This window comes from Pseudomonas sp. F(2018) (assembly GCF_005508865.1).
In the GTDB taxonomy this organism is placed as follows: domain Bacteria; phylum Pseudomonadota; class Gammaproteobacteria; order Pseudomonadales; family Pseudomonadaceae; genus Aquipseudomonas.
Window position 1 is genome coordinate 1,382,673 of the sequence record NZ_SCOM01000001.1, and the last position, 16,802, is coordinate 1,399,474.

18 protein-coding genes are annotated in these 16,802 nt (G+C 66.7%); 13 read left to right on the plus strand and 5 right to left on the minus strand.

Translation table 11 applies throughout. The features are described 5' to 3' along the window. The first annotated feature begins 198 nt into the window (after nucleotides 1–198). The 5 genes from FFS62_RS06885 (at nucleotide 199) to FFS62_RS06905 (ending at nucleotide 4,621) form a co-directional block, all read left to right on the plus strand. Nucleotides 199–1,605, plus strand: a complete 1,407-nt coding sequence (locus tag FFS62_RS06885; RefSeq protein WP_137972028.1) for an ABC transporter substrate-binding protein — start codon at nucleotides 199–201, stop codon at nucleotides 1,603–1,605. 145 nt (nucleotides 1,606–1,750) lie between these two features. Continuing rightward, nucleotides 1,751–2,530 (plus strand): ABC transporter permease, encoded by a 780-nt coding sequence (locus tag FFS62_RS06890; protein WP_137972029.1) that lies wholly within the window; start codon nucleotides 1,751–1,753, stop codon nucleotides 2,528–2,530. After that, nucleotides 2,527–3,384: an ABC transporter ATP-binding protein gene (locus tag FFS62_RS06895; protein WP_137972030.1), complete on the plus strand. Its 858-nt coding sequence runs from the start codon at nucleotides 2,527–2,529 to the stop codon at nucleotides 3,382–3,384. The genes FFS62_RS06890 and FFS62_RS06895 overlap by 4 nt, the downstream gene beginning before the upstream one ends. Beyond that, nucleotides 3,381–4,349, plus strand: a complete 969-nt coding sequence (locus FFS62_RS06900) for a HEAT repeat domain-containing protein (protein WP_137972031.1) — start codon at nucleotides 3,381–3,383, stop codon at nucleotides 4,347–4,349. Before FFS62_RS06895 ends, FFS62_RS06900 begins: the two co-directional genes overlap by 4 nt. Next, complete coding sequence (locus FFS62_RS06905) at nucleotides 4,346–4,621, plus strand: gamma-butyrobetaine hydroxylase-like domain-containing protein (protein ID WP_137972032.1); 276 nt, start codon at nucleotides 4,346–4,348, stop codon at nucleotides 4,619–4,621. The genes FFS62_RS06900 and FFS62_RS06905 overlap by 4 nt, the downstream gene beginning before the upstream one ends. Nucleotides 4,622–4,633: 12 nt before the next feature. Here the strand turns inward: FFS62_RS06905 and FFS62_RS06910 are convergent, their stop codons facing one another. Further along, nucleotides 4,634–5,635: a GlxA family transcriptional regulator gene (locus tag FFS62_RS06910; protein WP_137972033.1), complete on the minus strand. Its 1,002-nt coding sequence runs from the start codon at nucleotides 5,633–5,635 to the stop codon at nucleotides 4,634–4,636. Nucleotides 5,636–5,702: 67 nt separating this feature from the next. On the opposite strand from FFS62_RS06910, the gene FFS62_RS06915 reads away from it, so the two are divergent. The 6 genes from FFS62_RS06915 (at nucleotide 5,703) to FFS62_RS06940 (ending at nucleotide 11,972) form a co-directional block, all read left to right on the plus strand. Further along, on the plus strand, nucleotides 5,703–6,905 hold the full coding sequence (locus tag FFS62_RS06915; protein ID WP_137972034.1) for an NAD(P)/FAD-dependent oxidoreductase: 1,203 nt from the start codon (nucleotides 5,703–5,705) through the stop codon (nucleotides 6,903–6,905). A 147-nt stretch (nucleotides 6,906–7,052) separates the two neighbouring features. Then, a complete protein-coding gene (locus FFS62_RS06920) occupies nucleotides 7,053–7,454 on the plus strand; it encodes a DUF1801 domain-containing protein (RefSeq protein WP_137972035.1) in 402 nt (133 codons plus the stop codon). 203 nt (nucleotides 7,455–7,657) lie between these two features. Next, complete coding sequence (locus FFS62_RS06925) at nucleotides 7,658–8,167, plus strand: rhodanese-like domain-containing protein (RefSeq protein ID WP_137972036.1); 510 nt, start codon at nucleotides 7,658–7,660, stop codon at nucleotides 8,165–8,167. A 60-nt stretch (nucleotides 8,168–8,227) separates the two neighbouring features. Continuing rightward, on the plus strand, nucleotides 8,228–9,205 hold the full coding sequence (gene epsC, locus FFS62_RS06930) for a serine O-acetyltransferase EpsC (RefSeq protein ID WP_137972037.1): 978 nt from the start codon (nucleotides 8,228–8,230) through the stop codon (nucleotides 9,203–9,205). A 105-nt stretch (nucleotides 9,206–9,310) separates the two neighbouring features. Next, nucleotides 9,311–10,243 carry a family 2A encapsulin nanocompartment shell protein gene (locus FFS62_RS06935; RefSeq protein WP_137972038.1) on the plus strand — a complete coding sequence of 311 codons (933 nt, stop codon included), beginning with the start codon at nucleotides 9,311–9,313 and terminating at the stop codon, nucleotides 10,241–10,243. Then, on the plus strand, nucleotides 10,218–11,972 hold the full coding sequence (locus tag FFS62_RS06940; RefSeq protein WP_137972039.1) for a family 2A encapsulin nanocompartment cargo protein cysteine desulfurase: 1,755 nt from the start codon (nucleotides 10,218–10,220) through the stop codon (nucleotides 11,970–11,972). The genes FFS62_RS06935 and FFS62_RS06940 overlap by 26 nt, the downstream gene beginning before the upstream one ends. A 90-nt stretch (nucleotides 11,973–12,062) precedes the next feature. Here FFS62_RS06940 and FFS62_RS06945 read toward each other — a convergent pair whose 3' ends face one another. The 4 genes from FFS62_RS06945 to FFS62_RS06960 form a co-directional block, all read right to left on the minus strand. Continuing rightward, entirely contained in the window at nucleotides 12,063–12,719 is a 657-nt protein-coding gene (locus tag FFS62_RS06945; protein WP_137972040.1) for a hypothetical protein, read from the minus strand. 71 nt (nucleotides 12,720–12,790) lie between these two features. After that, the gene (locus tag FFS62_RS06950; RefSeq protein ID WP_137972041.1) at nucleotides 12,791–13,594 is read right to left on the minus strand and encodes a hypothetical protein; all 804 of its coding nucleotides are present in this window, start codon (nucleotides 13,592–13,594) and stop codon (nucleotides 12,791–12,793) included. Between the two features lie 442 nt (nucleotides 13,595–14,036). Further along, nucleotides 14,037–14,246 carry a 4-oxalocrotonate tautomerase family protein gene (locus tag FFS62_RS06955; protein ID WP_137972042.1) on the minus strand — a complete coding sequence of 70 codons (210 nt, stop codon included), beginning with the start codon at nucleotides 14,244–14,246 and terminating at the stop codon, nucleotides 14,037–14,039. A 44-nt stretch (nucleotides 14,247–14,290) separates the two neighbouring features. Then, nucleotides 14,291–15,022: an SDR family NAD(P)-dependent oxidoreductase gene (locus tag FFS62_RS06960; protein ID WP_137972043.1), complete on the minus strand. Its 732-nt coding sequence runs from the start codon at nucleotides 15,020–15,022 to the stop codon at nucleotides 14,291–14,293. Between the two features lie 116 nt (nucleotides 15,023–15,138). Here FFS62_RS06960 and FFS62_RS06965 point away from each other — a divergent pair, with 116 nt between their 5' ends. Both FFS62_RS06965 and FFS62_RS06970 read left to right on the plus strand, forming a co-directional pair. Beyond that, a complete protein-coding gene (locus tag FFS62_RS06965; RefSeq protein WP_137972044.1) occupies nucleotides 15,139–16,065 on the plus strand; it encodes a LysR family transcriptional regulator in 927 nt (308 codons plus the stop codon). A gap of 199 nt (nucleotides 16,066–16,264) precedes the next feature. After that, nucleotides 16,265–16,735, plus strand: a complete 471-nt coding sequence (locus tag FFS62_RS06970) for a hypothetical protein (RefSeq protein WP_137972045.1) — start codon at nucleotides 16,265–16,267, stop codon at nucleotides 16,733–16,735. Nucleotides 16,736–16,802: the final 67 nt, after the last annotated feature.

A 16,802-nucleotide genomic window follows, 5' to 3' on the forward strand; every position in this document is an offset into this window, starting at 1 on the left:
ATCACACCCTGTAGGAGCGAGCTCTGCTCGCGAAAAACATCGCGCAAAAGCTTCGCGAGCAGAGCTCGCTCCTACAAAGACAGAGAAAAACCGCCATCCGGAGACCCCGGACGCCTTGCTTGCAAACCCCCTCGTTTCCCACCAGCCAACCGCATGGCGGAGACGACTCAAAAAACCATGATTCGAGGGGAAACACCCATGCGCTTGCGTACTACCCTGGCCGGCCTCGCCCTGGCCATCGCCACCGCTCATGCCAATGCCGAGACGATCCGCGTCGCCATCGGCACCCAGGACACCACCATCAACTGCGCCACCGGCGGTCTGCTTATCCGTGAGCTGGGCCTGCTCGACAAGTACCTGCCGAAGGACGGCAAGTACGAGGACGTGAAGTACGAGATCGAGTGGAAGAACTTCACCAGCGGCGCGCCGCTGACCAACGAGATGGTCGCCGGCAAGCTGGACTTCGGCGCCATGGCCGACTTCCCCGGCTCGTTCAACGGCGTCGCCCACCTCGACGCCGGCAAGCGCAGCCTGTTCCTCAGCGTGCTGTCCGGCAGCACCCGCGGCAGCGGCAACGGCATCGTGGTGCCGGCGTCTTCCAACGTGCAGTCGCTGGCCGAGCTGAAGGGCAAGACCATCTCCGTGCCGTTCGCTTCCACCGCCCACGGCATGCTGCTGCGAGCCGTCGCCGCGCAGGGCTGGGACCCGCAGAAGGACGTGCGCATCATCGCCCAGCCGCCGGAGATCGCCGGCTCGGCCCTGCGCAGCAACCGCATCGAGGCGCATGCCGACTTCGTGCCGTTCGCCGAGCTGTTCCCTAACCGTGGCTTCGCCCGCAAGATCTACGACGGCTCGCAGGCCAACGCGCCGACCTTCCATGGTGCGCTGGTCGATGCTGAGTACGCCAAGAAGTATCCGGAAGTGGTCACCGCCTACCTGCGCGCCAGCCTCGAGGCCGACCGCCTGTTCGCCGAGTCGCCGGAGAAGTACAGCGAGCTGATCGAGAAGGTCACCGGCATCGAGGCCGAGGTGAACTATCTGTTCCACGGCCCGCTGGGTCTGCAGACCCGCGACCTGACCTGGAAGCCGGAGTACCGCAAGGCGCTGGCCACCTCCATCGACACCCTCAAGCTGCTGAAGAAGACCGACCGCGGCCTGGACGTGGACAAGTTCGTCGACGACCAGTACATCCGCGCCGCCTTCAAGCAGGCCGGCCGCGACTACGACAAGGCCCTGGCCGACTACCAGCCGCTGCCGCTCAAGGCCAATGACGCGCTGACAGGCAAGCCGATCACCGACGTCTCGCGCCTGGCGCAGATCTGGGTGCGCGGCGAGGACAAGGTGCGCCACTACAGCTCGCCGGAAGCCGCGCTCAAGGCCCTGGTCACGCTGGAGCAGGAGGGCAAGGACATCCGCGCCATCTACGCCCAGGCCACCGACAGCGGCATCAAGCTGCTGGCCAACCAGGCCTGGTTCGTGCGCAACGGCAAGGGTGAGCTCTCCGCCTTCCTGCTCAAGGACCAGGCCGAGGCCTACGCCCAGCAGCACGGCGGCACCGCGCTGGACTTCGTCAGCGCCAACCAGCAGGCCGTCGCCAGCCTTTAAGGAGGCATCTGGCGTGTGCTCCCTCTCCCCTTGGGAGAGGGCTGGGGTGAGGGTGCCGTAGGCAACTCGTAGCGGCCTGCCAATCCCTCACCCCCGGCCCCTCTCCCAGAGGGAGAGGGGAGCAACCCTGATCCGGAGATTTTCTATGCGCCATCTATACCGCTGGCCCCTGCGCCTCGCCTCGTTGGCCGCCTGCCTGCTGTTCTGGCAGCTGGCCGCCACCGCGCGCCTGGACCTGGGCCTGCTCACCTTCACCTACGTGCCCACGCCCAGCGCCGTGCTCGACGCCGCCTGGCAACTGCTGCACTCCAGCCAGCTGCTGGCGCACCTCGGCAGCAGCCTGGGCCGAGTGTTCGCCGGCTACCTCAGCGCCGCCGTGATCGGTGTGCTGCTCGGCCTGGCCATCGGACGCTCGAAATGGGCCGAGGACAGCCTGCTCCCTCCGCTGGAAGTACTGCGGCCGATTCCCGCGGTGGCCTGGATTCCCCTGGCCATCCTGATGTTCCCCTCGTCGGAACTGTCGATGGTGTTCATCACCTTCACCGGCGCGCTGTTCCCCATCCTGCTCAACACCATCCATGGCGTGGAGGGCGTCGATCCGCGCCTGATCGCCTCGGCGCGCAGCCTGGGGGCAGGGCGCCTGGCCATCCTGCGTGAGGTGATCCTGCCGGGTGCGGCGCCGAGCATCGTCACCGGTCTGGCCATCGGCATGGGCACTTCGTGGTTCTGCCTGGTCACCGCCGAGATGATCTCCGGCCAGTTCGGCATCGGTTACTACACCTGGGAGTCCTACACCATCCAGAACTACCCGGACATCGTCGTCGGCATGCTGCTGATCGGCCTGCTCGGCATGGCCAGCAGCGGCCTGGTCAAGCGCCTCGGCGGCCTGGCCACGCCCTGGTACCGCAGCGGAGCACAGCGATGAGCGTCTACGAAAAAGCCCCCGAACCCGGCCGCATTGACGGCCGCCAGCTGTCCATCCGCCTCGGCCAGGGCCGCGAGGCCTTCGAGGCGGTGCAGGCGCTGGACTTCATTGTCGAGCCCGGCGAGTTCGTCTGCATCCTCGGTCCGTCTGGCTGCGGCAAGTCGACCCTGCTCGGCGCCCTGGCCGGTCACCTGCGTCCGGCTGGCGGCAGCCTGCTGGTGGACAACGCGCCAGTGGCCGGCCCGTCGCCGGAGCGCGGCATGGTGTTCCAGCACCACACCCTGCTGCCCTGGCGCAGCGTGCTGGACAACGTCGCCTTCGGCCTGAAGATGCAGGGCATTGGCCGCGCCGAGCGGCGTCGCCAGGCCGCCGAGATGCTGCGCCTGGTCGGCCTGCAGGACTTCGCCACACGCTGGCCCAACCAGCTGTCCGGCGGTATGCAACAGCGCGCCGAGATCGCCCGCGTGCTGATCAACCGCCCACGCCTGCTGCTGATGGACGAGCCGTTCGGCGCTCTCGATGCGCAGACCCGTGCGCGCATGCAGGAGCTGCTGCTGGATATCTGGACGCGCATCCGCACCACAGTCGTATTCGTCACCCACGATATCGACGAGGCGCTGTTCCTCGCCGACCGCATCCTGGTGATGAGCCCGCGCCCGGGCCGCTTCATCGAGGACCTGCGCCTGGACTTCCCGCGCCCGCGCAATGCCAGCCTGCTGACCAGCCCCGGCTTCGTCCACCTCAAGCGCCACTGCCTGGAACTGCTGCGCCACGAGGACGGCCGCGAGCTGCCACGCCTCACCCCGCTGGGCCTGCCCACCACCGAACATCCGCCACTGCGAATCGCCCTATGACTTCTCTTATTACCGATAACCCGGACATCCTCGACCTGCAGCCGCGCCTGGCCGATGCCGACGCCGGCGTGCGCCGCATTGCCTTGATCGAACTGGCCGACCTGGAAGATCCCGACGCCTTGCCCTGGCTGACCCAGGCCCTGGGCGATGACCCCGCCGCCGAGGTGCGCGCCGAGGCCGCGCGCCTGCTGGAAGCCTGGGAGGAGCCCGAGGTGGTCGCCGCCCTGTGCGCCGCCCTGGCCGATGCCGACGAGGAGGTGCGCGCCGCCGCCGCGCAGAGCCTGTCCGAGCTGAAGAGCGCCGAGGCGGGCAGGGTGATCCTGCCCTGGGCCGCCCATGGCGATGCCTTCGTCCGCGCCAGCGCCCTGCGTGCCCTGCGCGAGCTGCGCCTGGCCGAGGCCGCGCCGCTGGCCCTGGGCGCGCTGCACGACAGCGATGCCTTCGTCCGCCGCGAGGCGGTCGGCATTCTCGGTTGGCTGAAACAGACCGACGCGCTGCCGGCCCTGGCCAACCTGGCCAGCCGCGACCCGGACACCGAAGTACGTCGCGCCGCCACCGGCGCCCTCGGCCTGGCCAGCGATGCCAGCGTGTTGCCGGCCCTGCGTGCTGCGCTGCGCGATCGCGAATGGCAGGTGCGCGAGGAAGCCGCCACTACCCTGGGCAAGGTCGGCCAGATTGAGGCCGGCCCTGCGCTGGTCGAGGCCCTGGCCGATGGTTACTGGCAGGTGCGCCTGCGCGCCGCCCGAGCGCTGGGCAAGTTGCGTTTCGCCAGTGCGCTGGAGGCGCTGGTGGAGCTGCTCGGCCACAGCATCAGCAACCTGCGCAAGGAAGCGGCCCTGGCCCTCGGCGAGCTGGCCGACCCGGCCGCACTGCCGGCCCTGCAGGCGGCGGAAAACGATGGCGACCCCGAAGTGCGCAAGGCCGTGCGCATTGCCCTCGGCCAGTTGCAGGGCGCCGCGCGATGAACGCGCCCAGCACCTTGCGCAGCGCCGCCGGCCAGCTGCGCCTGGAGTGGCCGGACGGCCGGCTCAGCCAGCTCAGTCACGCCCGCCTGCGCGCCGCCTGCCCCTGCTCGCAGTGCCGCGCGGCGCGCCTGAATGGGCGCATCGACGCGGCGCCGAGCGAGGTACGCCTGCGCGCCATCAATCAGCAGGGCTACGGCGTGCAGCTGGTGTTCAGCGATGGCCACGACAAGGGCATCTACCCCTGGGGCTACCTGCAGGAACTGGCGGGATAGGCCGCCGCGGCCTCAAGCGGAGAAACGCTTGCGATAGTCCCGCGGCGAGATCGCCAGGTGGCGCTGGAAGGTGGCGCGCATCCGCTCCTCGTCGCCGAAGCCGCACTGCTGGGCGATCTGGTCGATGTTGCGTTCCGAGTCCTCCAGCAGGCGCCGCGCCGCCTCCAGGCGGAAGATCTCCACCGCCTTGGCCGGCGAGCGCCCGGTCTTCTGCTTGTACAGCCGGGAGAAGTTGCGCGGGCTCATGTGGCAGTGCTCGGCCAATACCTCCACACCCAGGTTGGGCGCGGCGAGGTTGTCGGCCAGCCAGCCGTGCAGCTCGTCGAAGACCGCCGTGTCCTGGCTCTGCGCCAGCAGCAGCTCGCTGAACTGGGCCTGGCCGCCGGAGCGCTTGAGAAACACCACCAGCTCCCGCGCCACCTGCATCGCCACGTCACGGCCGCAATCGGCCTCCACCAACGCCAGTGCCAGGTCGATGCCGGCGCTGACCCCGGCGGAGGTCCACACCTTGTCCTGCTGGACGAAGATCGCATCGTTATCCACCTCGATGGAGGGGAAGCGCGCGCCCAGCCGGGCGCACATGGCCCAGTGGGTGGCCGCGCGCTTGCCGTGCAGCAGCCCGGCCTCGGCCAGCAGGAAGGTGCCGCTGCACACCGACGCGGTGCGCCGCACCTGGCCGGCGTGCTCGGCGATCCAGCCGATCAGCTCGGCGGACTCGGCCACCACGCCCTCGATCTCCGGCGAGCCCGGCACCACCAGGGTATCCACGCTGCTTACCGGAAAATCGGCCAGGGGCAGGGTGTCCACGGTCAGGCCCTCGGCGGTCTGCACCAGGCCGCCCTGCAGGCTCACGGTCAACCGCTCGTAGCCCGGCAGATTGCGCTCGTGCATGGCCTTGGTGGCGGCCCAGAACACCGTCTGCGGGCCGGTCAGGTCGAGCAGGCCCACCCGTGGGTAGGCGATGAACAGAACGCGGCGTGGCTGGGCTGGCATAAATTCAGGGTTATCTGTCATGGGAGACTGATTCTTTCGCTCCTAGCATGGCTCGGTCAAACGAAGCGGGCGAATGCCGGGAGTCATCATGGAACAACATATTCTGATCATCGGGTCCGGCTTCGCCGGCATGTGGAGCGCACTGAGCGCCGTGCGCCTGCTCGACCAGCACGGCCGCAGCGATGTGCGCGTGACCCTGCTCGCGCCCCAGGCCGAGCTGCGCATCCGCCCGCGCTTCTACGAGCCCGACGTGCACAGTATGCGTGCGCCGCTGCAGGAGCTGTTCGCCGCGACCGGCGTGCGCTTCGTCCAGGGCCTGGCGCTGAATATCGATACCGCAGGACGGCGGGTGACCTATCGCAACGCCGAAGGTGAGGAGGCCAGCCTGGGCTACGACCGGCTGATCCTCGCCGCCGGCAGCCAGCTGTTCCGCCCGCCGGTGCCGGGGTTGGCCGAGCATGCCTTCGACGTCGACCAGATCGAGCAGGCCGCGCGCCTGGAACAGCATCTGTTCGGCCTGGCCAAGCAGCCGGAGTCCGCCGCGCGCAATACCGTGGTGGTGGCCGGCGGCGGCTTCACCGGCATCGAGACCGCCACCGAGCTGCCGCAGCGCCTGCGCGCCATCCTCGGTGACGACGCCAAGGTGCGGGTCATCGTCATCGACCGCGGCGCCCAGGTCGGCGCGACCTTGGGCGACGGTATTCGCCCGGCGATTCTCGAGGCTTCCCGCGAGCTGGGCATCGAATGGCGCCTGGGCGTGTCGGTGGCCGCGGTGGATGCCGGCGGCGTGGTGCTCGACGATGGTCAGCGCATCGACGCCGGCACGGTGATCTGGACCGTCGGCTTCCGCGCCAGCGGCCTCACCGAGCAGCTGGGCGCGCCTCGCGATGCCAGCGGCCGCCTGCAGGTGGATGGCTTCCTCAAGGTCGCCGGCCTGCAGGACGTGTTCGCCGCCGGCGATACCGCGCGCGCCGCCACCGACGAGCTGGGCAACTTCAGCGTGATGTCCTGCCAGCACGCCATCCCCCTGGGCCGCTATGCCGGCAACAACGCCGCGGCTGAGTTGATCGGCGTGGCGCCGCGGGTATACAGCCAGCCCAAGTACGTCACCTGCCTCGACCTGGGCGCCTGGGGCGCGGTGTACACCGAGGGCTGGGATCGCCAGCAGAAACTGGTCGGCGCCGAGGCCAAGACGCTCAAGCAGCAGATCAACAGCCAGTGGATCTACCCGCCGGCAGCGGACCGCGCGGTGGCGCTGGCGGCGGCCGATCCGTCGATTCCGGTGGCGTGAGGCGCTAGCCGGATCGGCACCTGGGCGTACTCAGTTGGTCGAAGCTTTCGCAAAGCCCCAATCGTCGCCGATTTTCCCTGGAGGAATGCCAGGGGTTGGCGATACTGGTTGCGGCCAGCGACCACCATCAGGAAGAGGACGACCAGCATGACCACGGAACCGACCACCGAACAGGAAGCCTCGCGGCTGATCGATGCAAAGATCCAGGAACTGGGCGACTGGCGCGGCGAGACGCTGGCCCGGGTCCGTGCGCTGATCAGGCAGGCCGACCCCGAGGCGGTCGAGGAACTGAAGTGGCGGGGCGTGCCGGTGTGGTCCCACGCCGGCATCATCTGCACCGGCGAGACCTACAAGAGCGCGGTGAAGCTGACCTTCGCCAAGGGCGCGGCGCTGGACGACCCCGGCGGCCTGTTCAACGCCAGCCTCGAAGGCAACACCCGGCGCGCCATCGACATCCATCAGGGTGACTTCCCCGACGAGGCGGCCCTGCAGGCGTTGGTGCGCGCCGCGGTGGCGCTCAACACGGCCCCGCGTAGCAAGCGCGCCTGAGTGACTGGCCGGCGCCAGCCTCGGGAAGCCGGGCTCGGCGTCTGGCGCACGGCACAAGCGCATGGCTATTTTATATTCCTTTAAGTTTGCCAAATAAAATAATTAATTCTTTTTTTGTTATATGAGCCGAGGCATAGAGTAGCCCTCAACGCGGCGGTGCAGACCTTCTGCCAGCCCCGACTAGCCAACTAGAGGACTCGCTCATGCCGGCCGTTGCACTCACCCCCGATACCCACCGTCCCAATGACCTGCGCAGCGTGCTGGAAGTCTCCAGCGAGGAGCTGCTGGCCCGCGCCCGCGCCCGTGGCGTGGAGCAGGGCAACGCCTACGCCGGCAGCCTGTATCCGCCGGAGGCCTGGGCCCTGGTCGAGGCCGGCGCGGTGACCCTGGTGGACGTGCGCACCGCCGAAGAGCTCAAGTACGTCGGTCGCGTGGCCGGCAGCGCCCATGTGGCCTGGCAGACCGGCCCGGCGATGATCAAGAACCCGCGCTTCCTGCGCGAGCTGGAGAGCCGCGCCGGCCGCGACGCCGTGCTGGTGCTGCTGTGCCGCAGCGGCAAGCGCTCGGCCGCCGCCGCCAAGGCCGCCACCGAGGCCGGCTTCACCCAGGTGTTCAACGTGCTGGAGGGCTTCGAGGGCGACCTCGACACCCAGCAGCAGCGCGGCGACTCCGGCGGCTGGCGCCACTGGGGCCTGCCCTGGTTGCAGGACTGAACCCAGACAATTCCCTCAGACTCACGGGCGGGTCGCGATAGCGGCCGGCAAGGAATCCGTATGTCCAACAAGCTTTCCGCCGATATCCATGACCTGACCCAGACCCCGGCCGAGGCCGTGGCGCGCCCGGTCAACTGGCAGCTCGATCAGATCGTCGAACAACTGCGCGCGGCCCGCGCCGAATGGCGCAGCAGCACCGGCCGTGCCCGCGAGCTGGGCAGCCGCGAGCTACCGTCGCGCCAGGCCCTGGAGGTGATCTTCGCCGACCTCTGCGGCGCACTGTTCCCCATGCGCCTCGGCCCCAGCGACCTGCGCCAGGAGAGCGAGGACTTCTACGTCGGCCACACTCTCGACAGCGCGCTGAACAGCCTGCTCGGTCAGGTGCGCCTGGAGCTGCGCCACGCCGCCCGCCAGCGCGGCGAGCCGGAGGAGGGCAGCGATGCCGACGCGGTGCAGATAGTGCGCGACTTCGCCGCCGCGCTGCCCGGCCTGCGCCGCCTGCTCGACAGCGACGTGATCGCCGCCTATGCCGGCGACCCGGCCGCGCGCAGCGTGGACGAGGTGCTGCTGTGCTACCCCGGCATCCTCGCCGTCATCCACCACCGCCTGGCCCATCACCTGTATCGCGCCGGCCTGTCGCTGCTGGCGCGCATCGGCGCGGAGATCGCCCATTCCGCCACCGGCATCGACATCCATCCCGGCGCGCAGATCGGCCACAGCTTCTTCATCGACCATGGCACTGGCGTGGTGATCGGCGAGACGGCGGTGATCGGCAACCGGGTGCGCATCTACCAGGCGGTGACCCTCGGCGCCAAGCGCTTCACCGCCGACGAGACGGGCCAGCTGCACAAGGGCCAGGCCCGCCATCCGCTAGTCGAAGACGATGTGGTGATCTATGCCGGGGCCACCATCCTCGGCCGCATCACCATCGGCAAAGGTTCCACCATCGGTGGGAACGTCTGGCTGACGCGCAGCGTGCCACCCGGCAGCAACGTCACCCAGGCGAGCTTGCAACACCAGGCAGGCACCGCCGGGTAAACCACGGCGGCCCTGCGGCCAACCCTACGCGACGATTTTTCATGGCTGCCATCGCGGCGGCCGGCTGGGCCGTGCGCGGAACAAAAACGACATTTGGAGTGAATCATGTCTGACAATCAGGATGTACGCCTGGCCCTCGGCGACAGCGCCGCCCGGCAGCTGGCGAACGCCACCAAGACCGTACCGCAACTCTCCACCATCAGCCCGCGCTGGTTGGTCCACCTGCTGCAGTGGACGCCCGTGGAGGCGGGCATCTTCCGCCTGAACAAGGTGAAGAACCCGCTCAACGTCCAGGTCGCCTGTTCCCAGCGCGACGAGGCGGTGTTGCCGCAGACCTTCGTCGACTACGAGGAGGCGCCGCGCGAGTACTTCCTCAACGCGGTGACCACCATCCTCGACGTGCACACCCGCGTCTCCGACCTGTACAGCAGCCCGCACGACCAGATTCGCGAGCAGCTGCGCCTGACCATCGAGACGATCAAGGAGCGCCAGGAAAACGAGCTGATCAACAACCCCGAGTACGGCCTGCTGGCCAGCGTCGATCCGACCCAGCGCATCTCCACCCTGACCGGCGCGCCGACCCCGGACGACCTCGACGAGCTGATCTCCAAGGTGTGGAAGGAGCCGGCGTTCTTCCTCGCCCATCCGCTGGCCATCACCGCCTTCGGCCGCGAGTGCACCCGCCGTGGCGTACCGCCGCCCACCGTCAGCCTGTTCGGCGCCCAGTTCCTCACCTGGCGCGGCCTGCCGCTGATCCCGTCGGACAAGGTGCCGTTCGACGAGAACGGCAAGACCAAGATCCTGCTGCTGCGTGTGGGCGACAAGCGCCAGGGAGTGATCGGCCTGTACCAGCCCGGCGTGGCCGGCGAGCAGAGCCCGGGCCTGTCCGTGCGCTTCATGGGCATCAACCGCAACGCGATCGCCTCCTACCTGATCTCGCTGTACTGCTCGCTGGCGGTGCTGACCGAGGATGCCCTGGCCGTGCTCGATGACGTGGAGGTCGGCAAGTACCATGACTATCCAGATACCTACAAGTGAGCCCCAGGCCGGGCTGCCGGATCTCGGTAGCCTGGCGCGGCTGGCCAACGAGCTGTTCTCGGCCAAACCGGGCGAGGAGCCGCGCGCGCAGGTGCCGAACCTGAGCGCTCACGAGGCGCCGCTGGCGGCCACGCCGCCGGCGGGTACCGCGGACGGTCTCGACCTCGGTTCGCCGCAGGCCTACACGGCGGCGATTCCGCAGGTCTATCCGGGAGCCTCCATCGTGCAGTCGCCGGGTGGCGGCGGGGCGCCTGCGCCGTCCGCCTACTACTTCGCCGACCACACGCCACCGGCGGCCGCACCGGCGGGGGAGGATCGGGTGTCCGCGCGCAGCCATGGGCTGCCGGGTGGCGACGAGCTGGGGCAGATCCTCCAGTCGATCCTCGCCGAGCCGGCACCGGCCGCACGCAGCCAGCCGGCCAGTGGTGGCGGTCAGTTCTATTTCCTCGACCAGGGTGGCGCGCCACGGCTGGAGAAGGCTCCGCAACCGTCCGGTCAGCCGCAGCCTTCCGGCAGCTTCGACGTCAATGCGGTGCGCCGCGACTTCCCGATCCTGCAGGAGCGGGTCAACGGCAAGCCGCTGGTGTGGTTCGACAACGCCGCCACCACGCAGAAGCCGCGCCAGGTGATCGAGCGCATCAGCTACTTCTACGAGCACGAGAACTCCAACATCCACCGCGCCGCGCACGAGCTGGCGGCGCGCGCCACCGACGCCTACGAGGGCGCACGGAGCAAGGTGCGGCGCTTTCTCGGCGCGCGTTCGGAGGAGGAGATCATCTTCGTGCGCGGGGCGACCGAGGCGATCAACCTGGTGGCCAACACCTTCGGCCGCAAGTTCATCGGCGCCGGCGACGAGATCATCGTCTCCCAGCTGGAGCACCACGCCAACATCGTGCCCTGGCAGCAGCTGGCGGCCGAGGTGGGCGCGAAGATCCGGGTGATTCCGGTGGACGACACGGGGCAGATCATCCTCGAGGAGTACGCCAAGCTGCTCTGCCCGCGTACCAAGCTGGTGGCCGTCACCCAGGTCTCCAATGCCCTGGGCACGGTGACCCCGGTGGCCGAGATCATCGGCCTGGCCCATGCGGTGGGCGCGCGGGTGCTGGTGGACGGCGCCCAGTCGGTCTCGCACCTGCGGGTCAACGTGCAGGCGCTGGACGCCGACTTCTTCGTGTTCTCCGGGCACAAGATCTTCGGCCCCACCGGTATCGGCGTGGTCTACGGCAAGCGCGATCTGCTGGAGCAGCTGCCGCCCTGGCAGGGCGGCGGCAACATGATCGCCGACGTGACCTTCGACAAGACGGTGTACCAGCCGGCCCCGGCGCGCTTCGAGGCCGGCACCGGCAACATCGCCGACGCGGTGGGCCTGGGCGCGGCGCTGGACTATGTCGAGCGGCTGGGTCTGGAGAACATCCAGCGCTACGAGCACGACCTGCTGCAGTACGCCACCCGTGGGCTGGCGCCCATTCCGGGCATCCGCCTGATCGGCACCGCGGCCCACAAGGCCAGCGTGCTGTCCTTCGTCCTCGACGGCTACCGCACCGAGGAAGTCGGCGCGGCGCTGAACCGCGAGGGCATTGCCGTGCGCTCCGGCCACCACTGCGCGCAGCCGATCCTGCGCCGCTTCGGCGTGGAGGCCACGGTGCGGCCGTCGCTGGCGTTCTACAACACGCTGGACGAGGTCGATCTGCTGGTGGCCACCGTACAACGACTGGCCAGCCGGCGCTAAGGCGTTAAAGCAAAAGCCCCCGATCCACAAGATCTGGGGCTTTTCATTGATGAGCTACGGCAACAGCATGGGCTATCAATCAGGCGCCTTTCAAACCACCTCGATTGCTAGTACACGCAGTCGCGCCTCGACTGAGGATCTGTCGTGCGGCTCGATATTCCCTGGCTCAAGAAGCTCCTTTAACAGTGCAATGCTCTTGCAACGTTCGATCACACTTCTAGGGCCAAATTGAAGTTGTACGACGATCTTTCTGGCGACCGCATCGCTCAAGTTCCAGTTATCCGTCAGCGCGGAAAGTAGCTTCCAGCGTGCCGTGTCAGACGCTGGTCGACGTTCCAGATCCTTGACGATCATCAGCTGAATAAGAGGATTGTCGGTATGCGCAGCAACCAGCAGCGTCTGCTCGAAATTCAGCGTGTCTTGTGTAGTGGACATTTCTTTGTAGTAGGGCTTGCTGGAGTTTCGACTGACATGCAGGGCAATTTGCCGGTAAGCCGCATCTAGGGTTTGCGTGCTGAGCAACTCTTCTGCGCGGATATCTGGGTTTATTCTGGATATGACCTTCAGCGCGTTATTCGAGGTTTCTGTATCGCTGTCTTTGGCCAATGCTCGCAATACCTCTTGTCCAGCGAAACCCTTCTTCGCCACAGCCCGGCGTACAGCTTTACTGCTGTCTTGCGCCAGCAGAGCGAGGATTTGCGGGTCACTGCTGCTATCCGCAATGCGTTTACGCTGTTCGCTGCTCATCGCCAAAATGCCTGCCACTCCCGCCGTCTCTGCTTCTATGGGGTTGAAGACCGGCTTAGAGGCCGTTGGCCTCACGAAGGCTTGACAATGTTCTTCCTGATAGCTTTTTGGATGGCCTCGTCGGTGATCTCCATCTCGGGGAAGCGCTTGGTTAGGTTCTTTCTGGCCGACTTGATGATTTCGTCGTACTTGTCGTCCAGCAAGCTCAGGAGGGTCTCGCTGGTGGCATATCGGGACAGGGAAAGATTCAATCGCTCAGGTTTGCGTTGGCTGTTCAAAAAGAAGTGGGCGATTTCAGTCGATATGTTTTTATGCAGCGCGATGCTTTTGCGCAGCATGCCATCGTCGTAAGCCAGCAAGGCTTCAAGTACGTCGGGAGGGCATTGGGGATGCTTGACCAGTACTCGCATCGAGGAAGGAACGGGTTCCTTGATGTAATCCTCTTTCTTGCGGAGCCAGATAAATCTGACCTGCTCCGCTGTGAGGTTCTTGTTGAGAATCAGCGGTAGCTCCCAAGGAAAAAACCAAGTTCGGTTCAGTCCCTTGACGACCTTCTCCGACTTTAGCAAAGAGAAGATGAAATGCAGGAGCGTCCGATCTTTGATTTTTTTAATCGTCGTCTCGAGTTGGAAAAGCGCGTTGGCTATACGTAAAGCATTGTCTGCAGACTCCGATCCTGCTTGCGCCTCTTGGGACGTGAGCTTGCCGCCCAATACCGACTGAAGCAGGTGAAGGTCGCTTTGGCTTAGTTCGTTTGCGGCCAGCATGAATTGCTGGCGTTCGCCGCTCTCACTGAAAAGACTATCCATTGCCTTGAACAGCCCTTCCAAAGCAGCAATGGCTTCCAGGCTTGGCGCGCTCTCGATGGTCGACACGGAAATTCCCTTTAAATAGAGGCCCATCAACAATTTCAGGGCATAACACCAGCATCTACTCTATTAACCCTTGAACTTGATGCACAAGAGTGTGCATCACAGTCTGTTCGATACTAGCCGGCGGGGCTGGCGCTGATGCTGTTTGGCGTAGGCTATGGGCGAGGACGGCCGAGGTGCTCAGGCGGCAGCGCTAAAGTCTGTACCGACCCAGTAGTTGCCGATCATTGTGCCCATGCCGGGCTGTGCCTCGAAGGATTGCTCTGGGCCCGCTTTGAGGGTTGGCTGACTCGACTCCTATGGCGCCGAGGCTAAGCGCCCAGGAGTCGCCCCGTGACCTTCGAAAGACGGTGTACCAGCTAGCTCGCCTTGCTTCGAGACCGGCACCGGCAACATGCCGATGCCGTCGGCCTGGGGACGGCGCTGAGTCTGGTCGGCCTTAGCTTCAGCCCTTGGGCAACTTGCTGCGGTATTCGGTGGTGGTGATGCCCGCGTAGCCCCAGTTATCGGTGTCGACTTCCTCGATCACGATATGGGTGAGCTCGGGCTGCTTGTTGAGCACGCGCTGCAGGGTCTCGGTGATCTCCTTGATGACCTGAGCTTTCTGCTCGCGGGTGACGCCGTCGCGGGTGATGCGGACGCTGACGAAGGGCATGGTGCGGCTCCTGTGTGGGTGAAGAAGGGTGATCGATCAGCCTGTTACCACTTGCCGGCGCTCATGCCGCCGTCGACCGGCAGCACCACGCCCGTGGTGAAGTTGGCGTTGGCCAGGTACAGCACGGCATCGGCGATCTCGCTGACCCGGCCCATGCGTCCGGCCGGTTGCAGGCCGTTGAGGAAACCGTAGCTGGCCGGGTCGTGCATCGGCGTCTCGATGATGCCGGGGGCGACCGCGTTGACCTGGATATTGTGCGGCGAAAGTTCCAGCGCCAGGGCGCGGGTGACCTGGTTCAGGCCGCCCTTGATCAGCACCGGCAATGCCGCCGGCACGCTGATATTGGCCTGCAGCGCGACGGCGGCGGTGATGTTGATGATGTGGCCCTGGCGCCGCTCGATCATGTGCGCGGCGGCGGCCTGGGAGGCGTAGACCACGCCCTTGAGATTGGTCTCCAGCAGGCCGTCGATGTCGTCCGGGCTGTATTCGATAAAGGGCTTGGGCAGGAAGAAGCCGGCGTTGTTGACCAGCACGTCGACCTGGCCGAAGGCCTCGATGCCGGCCCCGATCAGGCGGCGCGCGGTGTCCGGCCTGGCGATGTCGCCGGCCACACCGATAAAGGCGGGGTTGTCCAGTTGCGCCCTGGCTTCGTCCAGACGCTCGGCGGAGCGGGCATTGCCGACCACGTTGAAGCCGCTGGCGAGAAACGCCTTGGCCAGGCCGAAGCCGATGCCGCTGGAGGCGCCGGTGATCACCACGGTTCTGTTGTTGCTCATGTCGCTTCTCCCGATAAGGAGGCACCCAGTGGCGCCGTTGGGAGGACTATATTTTTGCGTGGTATGCGGATAAATATGGCTTCGAGAACTTCAGTTGATACATGGTGTAATCAATCATGCAGCGCCAATTCGACGACATCCTGCTCGGCAGCATCGAGCTGTTCTGCCTGGCGGCGGAGCTGGGCAGCTTCACCGCGGCCGGACTGGCGGCCGGCGTGACGCCGGCAGCGGTCAGTCGCTCGATCGGCCGCCTGGAGGAGCGCCTGGGTTCGCGGCTGTTCGTGCGCACCACCCGCAGCATCCGCCTGACCGAGGGCGGCCGTGGCTACTACGAGCAGTGCCGCCAGGCGCTGACCCAACTGGTGGAGGCGGAGCGGGCGGTGAGCGGCCAGCAGCAGGAGCCTTCGGGCACGCTGCGCATCAGCCTGCCGACCACCTACGGTCATCACCGCATCCTGCCGCTGCTGCCGGAGTTCCGCCGGCGCTACCCGAGGGTGCAGGTCGATATCCACCTGGGCAACCGCAATATCGACTTCGTCGGCGAGGGCTACGACCTGGCCATTCGCGTGCGTGCGCAGCCGGACTCGACCCTGATCGCCCGGCCGCTTGAGGATGCCCGCCTGGTGGTGGTGGCCACGCCCGAGTATCTGGCGCGCGAGGGCGTGCCGCAGACTCTGGAGGATCTGGCGCGGCACGACTGCATCCAGTTCGAGCTGCCCAGCAGCGGGCGGCGCATCACCTGGCTGTTCAACCAGGATGGCCAGCAGCGTGAGATCCTTACCGAGGGTGGCTACGGCTGCTCGGATGATGTGCTGGGTGGCGTGACCCTGGCCAAGTATGGTGCGGGGCTGTTCCAGACCTATCGCTTCATCGTCGAACGGGAGCTGGCCGAGGGTTCGCTGGTCGAGGTGCTGCAACCGTTCGCCGGGCGCTCGCGGCCCTTCACCCTGCTGTATCCCCAGGGCCGGCACATGCCGCTGCGCCTGCGCGCGTTCGTCGACTTCATCATGGAGCAGCAGCGCCAGTGGGCCGCTGACGCCTGAGCGCCACCCTGCGTATCACTCTGTATCTGCCGCGTCCTGGGTGCGGCTGGCATACAAAGCGAGCGCCTCTCCGATACGTGCCAGATACAAGCGCGCGGCCAAATGGCGACACCCGAAAGAGACCCGCAACAAGCGGCCTCTGCCGGCCAATCGCCCTGTGACATATCCGCGCTATTGCGCCCAGCACCGGAGAACTTCCATGTCCCGTACCCCCGTTTCCACCAAGTCCCGCATCGGCCTGCTCGCTGTCGCCCTGGCCGGCGGCATGAACCTGGCGTCCACCGCCTTCGCCGTCGAACAACTGCCCCAGGGCTACCAGCTGGCCGCCGCCGACAAGGCCGGGGAGGGCAAGTGCGGCGAAGGCAAATGCGGTGGTAGCGAAAAGACAACCCAGGCCGAAGGCAAGTGCGGTGAAGGTAAATGCGGGGAGGGCAAGTGCGGTGACGCCTCCTTCGCCCGCACCGACACCGACGACGACGGCCGCGTCTCCCTCAAGGAGCTGCTGGCCGTGGCGCCGAAGGGCAGCGGCGAGTTCAAGGCCATGGACAGCAACGCTGACGGCTACCTGTCCGAGGCCGAGGTCTACAAGTTCCGCAGCAACCAGTACACCAGCAATGGCAAGCCGGTGCCGACCGAGCTGTTCACCAAGATGAGCCAGGCCAAGGACTGATCCACCCCTGTAACCACGCCCTCCCTGTCGCCGACCGGGAGGGCGTTCGTCCATCTGGAGAAGCCTC

What these genes read in the sequence shown, in the direction of transcription:
- FFS62_RS06960 (WP_137972043.1), bottom strand. Translation starts at nt 15,022, where the DNA reads ATGAGCAACAACAGAACCGTGGTGATCACCGGCGCCTCCAGCGGCATC.
- FFS62_RS06925 (WP_137972036.1), top strand. Translation starts at nt 7,658, where the DNA reads ATGCCGGCCGTTGCACTCACCCCCGATACCCACCGTCCCAATGACCTG.
- FFS62_RS06940 (WP_137972039.1), top strand. Translation starts at nt 10,218, where the DNA reads ATGACTATCCAGATACCTACAAGTGAGCCCCAGGCCGGGCTGCCGGAT.
- FFS62_RS06935 (WP_137972038.1), top strand. Translation starts at nt 9,311, where the DNA reads ATGTCTGACAATCAGGATGTACGCCTGGCCCTCGGCGACAGCGCCGCC.
- FFS62_RS06965 (WP_137972044.1), top strand. Translation starts at nt 15,139, where the DNA reads ATGCAGCGCCAATTCGACGACATCCTGCTCGGCAGCATCGAGCTGTTC.
- FFS62_RS06895 (WP_137972030.1), top strand. Translation starts at nt 2,527, where the DNA reads ATGAGCGTCTACGAAAAAGCCCCCGAACCCGGCCGCATTGACGGCCGC.
- FFS62_RS06885 (WP_137972028.1), top strand. Translation starts at nt 199, where the DNA reads ATGCGCTTGCGTACTACCCTGGCCGGCCTCGCCCTGGCCATCGCCACC.
- epsC (WP_137972037.1), top strand. Translation starts at nt 8,228, where the DNA reads ATGTCCAACAAGCTTTCCGCCGATATCCATGACCTGACCCAGACCCCG.
- FFS62_RS06910 (WP_137972033.1), bottom strand. Translation starts at nt 5,635, where the DNA reads ATGACAGATAACCCTGAATTTATGCCAGCCCAGCCACGCCGCGTTCTG.
- FFS62_RS06915 (WP_137972034.1), top strand. Translation starts at nt 5,703, where the DNA reads ATGGAACAACATATTCTGATCATCGGGTCCGGCTTCGCCGGCATGTGG.
- FFS62_RS06970 (WP_137972045.1), top strand. Translation starts at nt 16,265, where the DNA reads ATGTCCCGTACCCCCGTTTCCACCAAGTCCCGCATCGGCCTGCTCGCT.
- FFS62_RS06945 (WP_137972040.1), bottom strand. Translation starts at nt 12,719, where the DNA reads ATGAGCAGCGAACAGCGTAAACGCATTGCGGATAGCAGCAGTGACCCG.
- FFS62_RS06890 (WP_137972029.1), top strand. Translation starts at nt 1,751, where the DNA reads ATGCGCCATCTATACCGCTGGCCCCTGCGCCTCGCCTCGTTGGCCGCC.
- FFS62_RS06920 (WP_137972035.1), top strand. Translation starts at nt 7,053, where the DNA reads ATGACCACGGAACCGACCACCGAACAGGAAGCCTCGCGGCTGATCGAT.
- FFS62_RS06900 (WP_137972031.1), top strand. Translation starts at nt 3,381, where the DNA reads ATGACTTCTCTTATTACCGATAACCCGGACATCCTCGACCTGCAGCCG.
- FFS62_RS06905 (WP_137972032.1), top strand. Translation starts at nt 4,346, where the DNA reads ATGAACGCGCCCAGCACCTTGCGCAGCGCCGCCGGCCAGCTGCGCCTG.
- FFS62_RS06955 (WP_137972042.1), bottom strand. Translation starts at nt 14,246, where the DNA reads ATGCCCTTCGTCAGCGTCCGCATCACCCGCGACGGCGTCACCCGCGAG.